This is a genomic window from Rhodovulum visakhapatnamense, assembly GCF_004365965.1.
Lineage (GTDB): Bacteria > Pseudomonadota > Alphaproteobacteria > Rhodobacterales > Rhodobacteraceae > Rhodovulum > Rhodovulum visakhapatnamense.
This window is the reverse complement of the sequence record NZ_SOEB01000014.1, coordinates 52,865-65,204: the sequence shown is the minus strand read 5'-3', so window position 1 is coordinate 65,204 and position 12,340 is coordinate 52,865. Positions and strand designations below refer to the sequence as shown.

The 12,340-nt window shown below is 68.4% G+C and carries 11 protein-coding genes and 1 pseudogene; 5 read left to right on the top strand and 7 right to left on the bottom strand.

Annotation, left to right across the window (positions count from 1 at the left end; translation table 11 throughout):
• The first annotated feature begins 123 nt into the window (after nt 1-123).
• From EV657_RS13305 to EV657_RS13295, 3 genes are all read left to right on the top strand, one after another.
• A complete protein-coding gene (locus tag EV657_RS13305; protein WP_075785345.1) occupies nt 124-630 on the top strand; it encodes a peptidylprolyl isomerase in 507 nt (168 codons plus the stop codon).
• Complete coding sequence (locus tag EV657_RS13300; protein WP_113669361.1) at nt 623-1,174, top strand: peptidylprolyl isomerase; 552 nt, start codon at nt 623-625, stop codon at nt 1,172-1,174. Before EV657_RS13305 ends, EV657_RS13300 begins: the two co-directional genes overlap by 8 nt.
• Nucleotides 1,175-1,333: 159 nt before the next feature.
• Nucleotides 1,334-2,653: a VPLPA-CTERM sorting domain-containing protein gene (locus tag EV657_RS13295; RefSeq protein WP_134078258.1), complete on the top strand. Its 1,320-nt coding sequence runs from the start codon at nt 1,334-1,336 to the stop codon at nt 2,651-2,653.
• Between the two features lie 66 nt (nt 2,654-2,719).
• Here the strand turns inward: EV657_RS13295 and tyrS are convergent, their stop codons facing one another.
• Nucleotides 2,720-3,973, bottom strand: coding sequence for a tyrosine--tRNA ligase (tyrS, locus tag EV657_RS13290; RefSeq protein WP_134078257.1), 1,254 nt, complete (start codon nt 3,971-3,973; stop codon nt 2,720-2,722).
• 66 nt (nt 3,974-4,039) lie between these two features.
• Between tyrS and EV657_RS13285 the strand changes: the two genes are divergently transcribed.
• The gene (locus EV657_RS13285; RefSeq protein WP_134078255.1) at nt 4,040-5,134 is read left to right on the top strand and encodes an anhydro-N-acetylmuramic acid kinase; all 1,095 of its coding nucleotides are present in this window, start codon (nt 4,040-4,042) and stop codon (nt 5,132-5,134) included.
• 3 nt (nt 5,135-5,137) lie between these two features.
• Here the strand turns inward: EV657_RS13285 and EV657_RS13280 are convergent, their stop codons facing one another.
• On the bottom strand, nt 5,138-5,566 hold the full coding sequence (locus EV657_RS13280) for a cupin domain-containing protein (RefSeq protein ID WP_113669357.1): 429 nt from the start codon (nt 5,564-5,566) through the stop codon (nt 5,138-5,140).
• 265 nt (nt 5,567-5,831) lie between these two features.
• Here EV657_RS13280 and EV657_RS13275 point away from each other — a divergent pair, with 265 nt between their 5' ends.
• Entirely contained in the window at nt 5,832-6,077 is a 246-nt protein-coding gene (locus EV657_RS13275; RefSeq protein ID WP_166673707.1) for a hypothetical protein, read from the top strand.
• A gap of 135 nt (nt 6,078-6,212) precedes the next feature.
• Here EV657_RS13275 and eno read toward each other — a convergent pair whose 3' ends face one another.
• The 5 genes and pseudogenes from eno to EV657_RS13250 all read right to left on the bottom strand — a co-directional run bounded on the left by eno (nt 6,213) and on the right by EV657_RS13250 (nt 12,299).
• On the bottom strand, nt 6,213-7,490 hold the full coding sequence (gene eno / locus EV657_RS13270) for a phosphopyruvate hydratase (RefSeq protein ID WP_134078252.1): 1,278 nt from the start codon (nt 7,488-7,490) through the stop codon (nt 6,213-6,215).
• A gap of 48 nt (nt 7,491-7,538) precedes the next feature.
• Entirely contained in the window at nt 7,539-8,414 is an 876-nt protein-coding gene (locus EV657_RS13265) for a DMT family transporter (protein WP_134078250.1), read from the bottom strand.
• A gap of 104 nt (nt 8,415-8,518) precedes the next feature.
• Nucleotides 8,519-9,493, bottom strand: a pseudogene (locus tag EV657_RS13260) (zinc transporter ZntB).
• A gap of 2 nt (nt 9,494-9,495) precedes the next feature.
• A complete protein-coding gene (locus EV657_RS13255) occupies nt 9,496-10,761 on the bottom strand; it encodes a cation:proton antiporter (RefSeq protein WP_113669355.1) in 1,266 nt (421 codons plus the stop codon).
• 98 nt (nt 10,762-10,859) lie between these two features.
• On the bottom strand, nt 10,860-12,299 hold the full coding sequence (locus tag EV657_RS13250) for a protein adenylyltransferase SelO (RefSeq protein ID WP_134078248.1): 1,440 nt from the start codon (nt 12,297-12,299) through the stop codon (nt 10,860-10,862).
• Between the last annotated feature and the right edge of the window lie 41 nt (nt 12,300-12,340).

Here is a 12,340-nt window from a genome sequence, read left to right as displayed (position 1 = left end):
GTTGGCGTTAATTCGCCCGAAGTGCCGGAAAGGTCAATGGCCGGTCCCGTCGGCGCCTCTTTTCATCGCCTTTCCGCCGCACTAGTGTCTCGGCCCGACAGAGATCCCGAGGAGGAACCGGCGATGACCGAGATCAAGGACCCCGAGAACACCATCATCATGGAGCTGAAGGGGGGCCGCGTCGTGATCGCGCTTCTGCCCGAGGTTGCCCCGAAGCATGTCGAGCGGATGAAGGCGCTTGCGCGCGCCGGGGACTATGACAATGTCGTGTTCCACCGCGTGATCGAGGGCTTCATGGCCCAGACCGGCGATGTTGCGCATGGCAATGCCGAAAAGGACTACAACCCCGGCCGGGCCGGGACCGGAGGGTCCGACCTGCCCGACCTGCCCGCCGAGTTTTCCAAGCTGCCCCATGACCGGGGCACGCTGGGCGCGGCGCGGTCCTCGAACCCGAACTCGGCCAATTCGCAGTTCTTCATCAACTTCGCCGACAACCATTTCCTCAACGGCCAGTACACCGTTTATGGCCGGGTGATCGAGGGGATGGAGCATGTCGACGCCATTGTCCGGGGCGAGCCGCCGGCCAATCCCGACCGCATGATCAGCGTCAAGGTCGCCGCCGATGCGTAACCTTCTGGTCGCGCTTCTCTGCACCCTGGCGGGACCGGCGCTGGCGACCGGTCTCGACATCCAGGTGGCGGGAGAGGGGGCGAACGGCACCGTCCATGTCGAGCTGCTGGACGATGTGGCGCCCGGTCATGTCCAGCGCATCGCCGAGCTGGCCCGCGAGGGCGCCTATGACGATGTCGTCTTCCACCGGGTGATCGACGGTTTCATGGCGCAGACCGGCGATGTCGAATTCGGCAAGCTCGGCATGGACATGCGGCGCGCGGGCACCGGCGGGTCGACCCGCCCCGACCTCAAGGCCGAATTCTCGGACGTGCCGTTCGACAGGGGCACGGTCGGCATGGCGCGCTCGGCCAACCCGGATTCGGCCAATTCGCAGTTCTTCATCATGTTCGCCCCGGCGCCGCATCTGAACGGTCAGTACACGGTCGTCGGCCGGGTGACCAAGGGCATGGACGTGGTCGACGCGATCAAGCGCGGCTCGGGCCGGAACGGCGAGGTCACGGGACAGCCCGACCGCATGGTCAAGGTGAGCGTGACCGACTAAGCTCTTCTTCGGCGTGCAAAAATCGGGGCGGGGCCTGCGGGCTCCGCCCTTTTTGCGGCCGAGAGCCCAAATCCGGCCTCCGGCTCGCCGGGCTGTCACGGATTTGTTAACTCTGCCGGGTAGCGGGAAGGCATTTGAGTTCATGCCGGGGGGCTGCCAATGAAACGGATTCTTCTTCTGACGACGATGGGCGTGCTGGCGGGGCCGGGGCTGGCCTTGGCCGACTGTGCGCCGGACAATCCCGGAGCGGGCGATGTCGTGTTCTGCACCGGCGCCGATACCGACGGCTTTTCGGACGGCTCGGACGATCTGACCGTCTATGTCCAGGACGGGGCCTCGGTCGCGCCCGCGGCGGCCGACACGGATGCCGTCAAGATCAAGGGCGACGGCAACACGCTGCTGAACAGCGGCACCATCGAGGGCAGCGACGACGCGGTCGTGGCGGGCGACGATCTGACCCTGAACAATGACGGCACGATCCGCGCGGCCGATGACGGTGTCGACACCGAAGGCCATGACGGGCTGAGCCTGACCAATACCGGGCTGATCGAAACCCCCGGCAAGGCGGTCAAGGCCGGGCCCGACGACGATGACGAAGGCGGCAACGGCCTGACGCTGGTCAACACGGCCGGGGCGGTGATCCGCTCGACCGGCAATGAGGGGATCGAGACCGGCAACGGTGCCGACATCACCAACAAGGGCACGATCGAGGGCTTCGACGACGCCATTCAGGTCGGCGAGAACGCGACCATCGTCAATTCGGGGCTCATCGCCAATATCCAGACCCCCGGCGACAGCGACGATCCGCAGGACGCCATCGACATCGATTCAGGCTATATCCGCAACGAGGCGACCGGGGTGATCCGCTCGACCGTCGATGCCGCCATCGACTTCGACCCGGGCACCGGGACGGGGGTCATCGACAACTTCGGGCTGATCTCGGGCACCGTCGCGGTCGAGACCGACGAGGCCGTGACCCAGGATATCGCGGTCTACAATGCGGGTACGCTGATGAGTACGCGCGATGGCGCGGCCGACCCGACGGGGCTGGCGCTGCAGCTGCGCGCGGGCAACGATGTCTTCGTCAGCTTCGAGGGCAGCAGCGTCGTCGGCGGGGCCGAGTTCGGCGCAGGCGACGATGCCTTCGATCTGATCGGCGGCTTCTCGGACATCTTCGGCGGTGCGGGGGCGCTGTTCGACGGCGGCGAGGGGCAGGACCAGTTCTCGGCGCTCGACTACACTTTCGACATGCTGAGCGCGACGCTCACGGGCTCGATCCTCGGGCTGAGCTTCGAGAACGGGGCCGACAGCTTCTCGGTCGCGCTGACCGGGTTCGAGATCTTCAACTTCGCCGATGCGACCTATGGTTATGACGACATCGCCGCCATCGCCCAGCCGGCGCCGGTGCCGCTTCCGGCAGGCGGCGTGCTGATCCTCAGCGCGCTGGCGGGCTTCGGACTGCTGCGGCGCCGCGGCTGATCGGGCAAGAAAAAAACGCCGCGCGGACAGTCCCCGCGCGGCGCCTTTTTCGGGTCCGGTTCAGGCTCAGTCGCCGAGCCGCACCAGCGCGTGACGCTTCCTGCCCGCCGACAGCTTGATCGGCTCGGCCAGCATCGCGGCATCGACCATCAGCCCGGCATCGGACAGCGGTTCATCGTTCAGACGGGCGCCGCCCTCGGCGATCAGCCGTTTGGCTTCCTTGCCCGATTTCGCAAGGCCCGCCCGGGTGATGAGCTGCACGACCGAAATGCCTCCGGCGAGTTCGTCCGCGCTCAGCGCGACCGTCGGCAGATCCTCGCCCACGCCGCCCTTCTCGAAGACCTCGCGCGCGGTCGCCTCGGCCGCCTCGGCCGCCGCACGGCCATGGGCCAGCGCCGTGACCTCGTTCGCAAGCACGATCTTGGCGTCGTTGATGGCGTTGCCTTCCAGCGCCCCCAGGCGTTCGCATTCCCCGAGGGGAAGTTCGGTGTAAAGCTTCAGGAACCGCCCGACATCGGCATCGGTGGTGTTGCGCCAGAATTGCCAGAACTCGTAGGGGCTCAGCATGTCGGCATTCAGCCAGACCGCGCCCGACTGGCTCTTGCCCATCTTCTTGCCGTCCGAGGTGGTCAGCAGCGGCGAGGTCAGGCCGTAGACTTCGCGGTCGATGATCCGCCGCGTCAGGTCGATGCCGTTGACGATGTTGCCCCACTGGTCCGACCCGCCCATCTGCAGGCCGCAGCCATAGCGGCGGTTCAGCTCCATGAAGTCGTAGGCCTGCAGGATCATGTAATTGAATTCGAGGAAGGACAGCGACTGTTCCCGGTCGAGCCGCGACTTGACCGACTCGAAGGACAGCATCCGGTTGACCGAGAAATGCCGCCCCACATCGCGCAGGAAATCGAGGTAGTTCAGCCCGTCCAGCCATTCGGCGTTGTTCAGCATCAACGCATCGGTCGGCCCGTCGCCGAAACTGACGTATTTGGCAAAGACCTGCCGGATGCCCGCGATGTTCGCCTCGATCTGGTCGGGTGTCAGCAGCGGGCGTTCGTCGGCCCGGAAGGACGGATCGCCCACCTTGGTGGTACCGCCCCCCATCAGGACCAGCGGCTTGTGGCCGGTCTTCTGCAGCCAGCGCAGCATCATGATCTGGATCAGGCCGCCCACATGCAACGACTTGGCCGTCGCATCGAAGCCGATATAGGCCGGGACCACTCCCGCAATCAGAGCCTCGTCCAGGCCCTGATAATCGGTGCAGTCGGCCAGAAAGCCGCGCTCGATCATCACGCGCAGGAAGTCCGATTTCGGGTGATAGGTCATTGCCTCTTGTCCCTTGGGTTAAAGTTCCGCCGTGATATATCGGCGGCAGGCCGGGAGGGAAAGACCATGATCGACAGCGGGACGGTGCGGGTGCTGGGGACCATGTCGGGCACGTCGCTCGACGGGGTCGACGCGGCCCTGATCGAGACCGATGGCAAGACCGTCTTCGGCTTCGGCCCCTCCGCCTACCGGCCCTATTCCCCCGAAGAACGGGCGGTGCTGGCGGCAGCCCTTGGGGGCTGGCCGGGCGATCCGGGCGTGGCCGCGGCGGCGGCCGTGGTCGAGGCCGCCCATGCCGAGGTCATGGCGCGGATCCCGGGCGCCGATCTGGCGGGGGTGCATGGCCAGACGCTGGCCCATGATCCGGGCGGGCGCGGCACCCATCAGGCGGGCGATGGCGCGGCGCTGGCGCGCGCGCTGGGCCTGCCGGTGGTCTGGGATTTCCGCAGTGCCGATGTCGCCGCGGGCGGGCAGGGGGCGCCGCTGGCGCCTTTCTACCATTTCGCCTGCGCGCGCCGGGCCGGGCTGGCGGCGCCGGTCGCCTTCCTCAATCTGGGCGGCGTCGGCAACCTGACCTGGGTCGATCCCGGCCGCGCACGCCCCGAGGACGAGGGCGCGCTGCTGGCCTTCGACACCGGCCCCGCCAATGCGCCCATCGACGATCTGATGCAGACGCGGCTGGGCCAGAGCTGCGATCGCGACGGCGCGCTGGCCGCAGGGGGGCGCGTGGACGAGGCGGTGCTGGCCTGGTTGCTGGAGCAGCCCTATTTCCGCGCGCCGCCGCCCAAGTCGCTGGACCGGAACGCCTTTTCCGGGCTGTTGGATCGGGTCGCGGGGCTGAATGATGCCGATGCCGCCGCCACGCTTGCCGCCGTCGTCGCGGCCTCGGTCGCGGCCGGGATCGCGCTTTGCCCGGTGCGGCCCGCGCGGCTGCTGGTCACCGGCGGCGGACGGCGGAACCCGGTCCTGATGCGGATGATCTCCGCGCGGACGGGGCTTTCGGTGGAGCCGGTCGAGGCGCTGGGGCTCGATGGCGACATGCTCGAGGCGCAGGCCTTCGCCTATCTCGCGGTGCGGGTGGCGCGCGGCCTGCCGACCTGCTGCCCCGGCACGACCGGGGTTGACCGGCCGGTCTCGGGCGGACGGATCTCGATGCCCTGAGGATCAGGCGCGGGGGATGTCGAAGCCGGGCGGGGCCATCTCGAACCCCTCGAAGCGAAAACCCGGGCTGACCGTGCAGCTGACGAGCGTCCAGGCGCCCAGCGGCCGCGCGGCCTGCCAGTGACCGGCGGGAACGAGGCCCTGGGGCCGCGCGCCTTGGGCCAGATCCGCCCCAAGGATCATCGGCGCGGCCGGTCCTGCGTCGGTCGCCGACACGGTCAGTTCCAGCGGATCGCCCGCGTGATACAGCCAGATCTCGTCGGCATCGACCCGGTGCCAGTGGCTGCGCTGGCCCTCGGCCAGCAGGTAGTAGATCGCGGTTCCGGGGGGCCGGGTGCCGGGCGCGGCCTCGGCCACCCAGGTCTGGCGATACCAGCCCCCTTCGGGATGCGGGGCAAGCCGGAGCGTCGCGATGATCTCGTCCGCAGTCATGGCATCAGCCTAGCGGGGCGGGGTCTGTGGGGGAAGCCGGTTTGCCGCCGGCGGGCGGGCGGCGGATTTCGGCCAGCGGGCGCCGGTCATACCTGTGGACCCCGAGAAGGGGACATGAAACCGAATAAGAAAGGTGCTAGGAGCACGTCCCATAGGCAACGGAAAACGCGCGGAAAATCTTCCGCCTGCTGCAAGATCTGAAACGGCGATCCCGTCAGGGGGTCGGCGGCGTTTTCCTGTTGTCGCCATGCAAGGGGACACAAGGATGAGCATGACCGAAGACACCGATGCGCCCGAGCGGCGCGAGAACCTTTCCAACGACGATATTGTGTCGCGAATTCTGGGGTTTACCCTCTTCTGCATGGGGCTTTCCCGCACCCCCGCAGATCAGGTTGCCCGCGGCCGCGGATGGCTGGACGATCTGGGCCAGCCGACAGACGATGGCAAAGCCCTTATCGAAGCTCTGATGAGCCGCGATTCGGCCTACGGGGTCTACAAGTTGGTATACTGATGTAGACGGGGGCATGCAAGCCGGAACTGCGACGGCAGGTCGCGGGACCGGCTGCGGCCAATTGGCAGACGCCGGACAGGAAAAAGGCGCGTGCCCCGGGGGCCGCGCCTTTCTTTTGTCATTGGGCTGTCGGGATCAGCCGCGCAGGATCGAGGTCCCGGCATATTCGGCGGTCTCTCCCAGCATTTCCTCGATGCGGATCAGCTGGTTGTATTTCGCCAGCCGGTCCGAGCGCGACAGCGAGCCGGTCTTGATCTGGCCGCAATTGGTGGCGACCGCCAGATCGGCGATGGTGGCGTCCTCGGTCTCGCCCGAGCGGTGCGACATGACGTTGGTGTAGCGCGCGCGATGGGCCATATCGACGGCCTTCAGCGTCTCGGTCAGCGACCCGATCTGGTTGACCTTGACCAGCATCGAGTTGGCGACCCCGGCCTTGATGCCATCGGCCAGCCGTTTCGGGTTGGTCACGAAAAGATCGTCGCCCACCAGCTGCACCTTGCCGCCCAGCGCGTCGGTCAGCAGCTTCCAGCCGTCCCAGTCATCCTCGGCACAGCCATCCTCGATCGAGATGATCGGATAGTCGGCGCAAAGCTTCGACAGGTAGTCCACATTCTCGGCGGCGGTCAGGCTGAGGCCCTCGCCCTTCATCTCGTATTTGCCGTTCTCGAAATACTCGGTCGAGGCGCAGTCGAGCGCGAGATAGATATCCTCGCCGGGTTTGTAGCCCGCCTTCTCGATGCTCTTCAGGATGAAGTCGAGCGCATCGCGGGTCGAGTTCAGCGCGGGCGCAAAGCCGCCCTCGTCGCCGATGGCGGTGTTGTGGCCCGCGGCGGCCAGTTCCTTCTTGAGGGTGTGGAAGACTTCCGAGCCCATGCGCACGGCGTCGCGGATCGTCTCCGCGCTGACCGGCATGATCATGAATTCCTGGATGTCGATCGGGTTGTCGGCATGTTCGCCGCCATTGATGATGTTCATCATCGGCACCGGCAGGAGGCGGGCCGAGGTGCCGCCCACGTAGCGGTACAGCGGCTGGGCGGTGTAATCGGCGGCGGCCTTGGCGGCGGCCAGCGACACGCCGAGAATGGCGTTGGCGCCGAGGCGGCCCTTGTTCTCGGTGCCGTCGAGCTCGATCATGGTGGCGTCGATGGCGACCTGCTCGGTCGCGTCGAAGCCCACCAGCGCCTCGGCGATCTCGCCATTGACGGCGGCAACGGCGTCCAGAACACCCTTGCCCATGTAGCGGGACTTGTCGCCATCGCGACGTTCGACGGCCTCATGGGCGCCGGTCGAGGCGCCCGAGGGCACGGCGGCCCGGCCCATGGTGCCGTCCTCGAGGATCACGTCGACCTCGACGGTGGGGTTGCCGCGGCTGTCGAGGATCTCGCGGCCGATGATGTCGATGATGGTGCTCATGGGGGGGCAGTCCCTTTCTAATGCACGAAGAAAAACTCGGGCCGAGTTCTAGCGTCCGGCGCGGCGAAGGGAAAGGGTGCGTTCGCGCCAGAGGGTATAGAGCCCCGAGGTGATGATGACCGCCGCGCCCACCAGCGTCAGCGCGTCGGGCCGCTCGCCGAAGGCCAGCATGGCGATGACGAGGGCGAAGATCAGCCGGGTATAGCGGAACGGGGTCACCACGGCGACATCGCCGACGCGCATGCCCTCGACGATCGCGTAATAGCCCGCGACCCCCATTACCAAGGCGCCGAACAGCGAGATCGCATCGGCGCGGTCGATCGCCACGGGGGCCTGGCCGAGCCCCATCATCACCAGCCCCACCGGCACCAGCATGAAGAAGCCATAGGCCGATAGCTGCAGCGAGCCCACATTGCGCGGCGTGGCCCGGGTCGCGAGATCGCGCAACGCCAGCCCGAAGACCGCGATCACCGCGAAGATCGAGGCGGGCTCGAAACCGTCGAGCCCGGGGCGCACGACGAGAAGAACCCCGAGAAAGCCGACCGAGATCGCGGTCCAGCGCCGCCGGCCGACCTGCGCGCCCATGAAGAGGGCGGCGCCCAGCGTGACGGCCAGGGGCGTCGCCTGCAGGATGGCCGAGGCCGAGGCCAGCGGCGTCAGCGCGATGGCGGTGACATAGCAGAGCGTGCCGACGATCTCGCCGAAATTGCGCAAGAGGACCGGTCGGCTCAGAAGCGCCCGCGACCAGAGCCGCTGGCCGCGCCGCAGCGCCATCAGCGCGAAGACGATGCCGCCGCCCAGCCCCAGAAGCGTGAGGATCTGCCCGATCGGCAGCGTCGCGGCCACCTTCTTGACGAACATGTCCTCGACGGCAAAGGCGGCCATTGCCGCAATCATCAGCATGATGCCGCGCATGTTGTCCATTTTTCGGGCGTCCTCAGGAAAGGGTGTCGGTCCCGATTATCGGCCTGAAGCGCCAGAGGAAAGTGAAATCGCCGTTTGTCCGGCCCGCCGGACGGGGCCTGGGCTTACAGCCAGCGCAACAGCCGGAACAGCGCCAGAAGCCCAAGCGCCAGGACCACATTGGCCGCCGAGAGCAGCGCGAAGGCCCAGGGGTTGGCGGTGCCCGGCATGCCCGCGACGTTCACTCCGAACAGCCCGGTCAGAAACCCGAGCGGCAGGAAGATCGCCGCCACCACCGACAGCACATAGCCGTTCCGCGCCATCACCGTGCCGCGCAGGCCTTCCAGATGATCATGCAGCGCCACCAGCCGGGCGGCCACGGCGTCAAGCTCCTCGACCGTGCGCGCGGCGCGGTTGGCGCTTTCGCCCAGAAGGATGCGTGCCTCGGCGTCGATCAGCGCGCTCTGCCCCTCGGACAGCCGCCCCAGCGCCTCGCGCTGCGGCCCGGCGTGGCGGCGCAACCGGATTGCCTTGCGCCGAAGCGGCGCGAGATCGACGGCGCGATCCTCGTCCTCGCGTTCGAGGATCGCCTCCTCAAGCTCGTCGGTCAGGTCCTCGAGCTGGACCGATACCGCCTCGAACCGGTCGGTCAGGCCCTCGGCGATCTCGGCGAGGAAGGCGCCGGGGCTGGTTGGCGCGGTCCCGGCCGCGGCGGCGCGGCGCAGATCGTCAAGCGCGAAGACCTTGCTGCGGCGCACGCTGACCACCAGCCCCGGCGCGACCCAGATCCTCAGCGAGACCATGTCCTAGGGTTCGGCGCCGGCATTGAGGTTGACGCCGCGCAGGTTGACGATGAGCCCGCCCTCGAGCGGGGTGCAGCGCGGACGGGTTTCGGTCTGCAGAATGGCCTCGGCCGCGACGGCGGGCAGATGCGCCTCGGTCCAGTCGGCCAGCGCCGGATCGGCCAGCGCGAAATGCAGCCACCGCCAGGCGGCACCGGGGCCGGGGGCGGCGGCGGGCCAGGCTTCGGCGATCGGCCGTGCGGTGCCGTCGGGGCCGATGTCGAAGGCGGCCAGAGGGTGGGGCGGGACGGGGGGCATGGCTAGACCAGTTTGGGTTCGCGGCTGAAGCGGCGGGCGAGCGCGCCGACCGACAGCCCCTGCACCAGGATCGAGAAGACCACGATGACATAGGTTGCGGTCAGGATCAGCGGTTTCCACTCGCTTTCGGGCAGGCTCAGCGCCAGCGCGACCGAGATCCCGCCCTTGAGCCCGCCCCAGGTCATGATCGGGATGGTGCCGCGTTCAAAGCCCTGGCGGCGCCCGATCAGCAAGACCGGCACCGCGACCGACACGAGCCTTGCCGCCAGCGACAGCGCCACCGCCGCGACCAGCGTCTCGATCCCGTCAAGGTCGAAGGCGACCGCGAAGACCTCGATGCCGATCAGCAGGAACAGGACCGCGTTGAGGATCTCGTCGATCATCTTCCAGAAGGCATCGACATATTTCCGGGTCTCGTCCGACATGCCGTATTTCATGCCGACATGGCCGATCATCAGCCCGGCCACCACCGCCATGATCGGTGCCGAGACCCCGGCCGCCACCGCCAGTTCGTAGCCTCCGAAGGCCAGCGCCAGGGTGATCAGCACCTCAAGCGCATAGTCGTCGATCCGGCGCATCACCCGGAAGGTCAGCCAGCCCAGCACGCCGCCCAGCAGCGCGCCGCCCACCGCCTCGCGCAGGAACAGCATCGCCGCGGCAACGACCGCGTTTCCGTCTCCCGCCGCACCATGGGTGGCATGGGCCGCCGGGAAGGCCAGCCCGATCAGGATCAGGAAGACCACATAGGCCACCCCGTCGTTGAAGAGGCTCTCGCCCGCGATGGTGGTTTCCAGCGACCGGCTGAGCTTGGCCGCGCGCAACACCCCCAGCACCGCTACCGGGTCGGTCGGCGAGACGACGGCACCGAAGACCAGCGCCACCAGAAGCGGCATGCCGGTCAGCCAGGAAAAGCCCACGCCCACCACCGCGACCGACAGCGCGACGCCGATGGTTGCCATCACGAAGACGCTCAGCGCCTGGGCGCGCAGGTCCTCGACCTTGACATGCAGCGCGCCCGCGAACAGCAACAGGCCCAGCATGCCTTCCAGCAGCGCGTCGGAAAAGTCGATCCCCAGCACCAGGTCGCGCAACCCGGTGCCGATCCCGAGCCCCGGCACCAGCGCATCGAGCGCCATCGCGGCCAGCGAGACGATGAGCGCGACCAGCAGGATGCCGATGGCCTGCGGCAGGCGCAGCACGAAATAGTTGATGGTGCCGAACAGTGCGGCCAGCACGATCAGCAGGGAGGCGAGTTGAAGAGGCGGCATGCCGGGGTCCAGGGGTCGTTGAGGGGACGCAGTCGGGAACCATGGCTAGCCCGATCCCGGCACGGGGCAAAGCGGAAACGCCCCGTCAGGGGGCGGCGTCAGGTGCCGCAGAAGGTCTGGCGGACCTCTTCGCCGGGGGCGGGCGGGGCGCGGAAGGCACGGGCCTCGTCCTGGGGATCGAAGGGATGGGCCAGCACCCGATGCAGCCGCTCGAACGGGGCCAGATCGCCCGCGCGGGCGGCCGCGATCGCCGCCTCGATCCGGTGGTTGCGGGGAATATAGGCGGGGTTGGCGGCGCGCATCCGGGTCTGGGCCGCGCTGGCGGCGGTGCCCTCGCGGTCGAGCCGGGCCTGCCAGCGCCCGGTCCAGGCCTCGATCCCCGCGCGGTCGCGGAGCCTGCCGGGCGAGAGGCCCTCGGCCAGATCGCGGAAGGTGTTGGTGAAATCGGCCCGTTCGGCGGCCATCAGGTCCAGCAGCCCGTGGATCAGCTCGGCATCCCCGTCCTCGGCGGTGCCAAGCCCGATCTTGGGGCGGAAGACATCGAGCCAGGCCGCCTTGAAGAGATCGGGAAAGCCGTGCAGGGCTGCGGTCGCGGCCTCGATGGCGCGCTCGCGGTCGGGGTCGATCAGCGGCAGCAGCGAGGTGGCCAACTGCGCCAGGTTCCAGACCGCGATATCGGCCTGCCGCCCGTAGGCATAGCGCCCGAACTGGTCGATGGAGCTGAAGACCGTGTCCGGGTGATAGCCGTCCAGGAAGGCGCAGGGACCATAGTCGATGGTCTCGCCCGCGACCGAGGTATTGTCGGTGTTCATCACCCCGTGGATGAAGCCCACCCCCATCCATTGCGCCACCAGCCGGGCCTGGGCGGCCAGCACCGCGCCCAGCATGTCCAGCACGGTTTCGGTCTCGGGGTAATGGCGGGCCATCACGTGGCGCGCCAGCGCCTCGAGCGCGTCGGTATCCTTGCGCACCGCGAAATATTGAAAGGTGCCGACGCGCACATGGCTGGCCGCGACCCGGGTCAGCACGGCGCCGGGCTGGCGGGTTTCGCGGATCACGTCCTCGCCGGTCGCGACGGCGGCCAGCGCCCGGGTCGTCGGAATGCCGAGCGCGTGCATCGCCTCGGACACCAGGTATTCGCGCAGCACCGGGCCCAGCCAGGCGCGCCCGTCGCCCATCCGCGAATAGGGGGTGCGGCCCGCGCCCTTCAGCTGAAGGTCGTGCCGGGTGCCGTCAGGCGCCACCACCTCGCCCAGAAGGATCGCGCGGCCATCGCCCAGTTGCGGCACGAAACCGCCGAACTGGTGCCCGGCATAGGCCTGGGCCAGCGGCTCGGCGCCCTCGGGCAGGCGGTTGCCCGCCAGCGTCTCGACGCCCTCGGGTGCGGCCAGCGCCTCGGGGTCGAGCCCCAGCGCCTCGGCCAGCGGCCGGTTCAGCGCCAGCAGCCGCGGCGCGCGCACCGGTTCGGGGGCCTGACGGCTGAAAAACCGGTCCGGCAGGCGGGCATAGGAATTGTCGAAGCGGATCGAAAGGGTCATGCCGCCGAGATAGGCCGGACGCCGGGGCTTTCCAGCGGGGC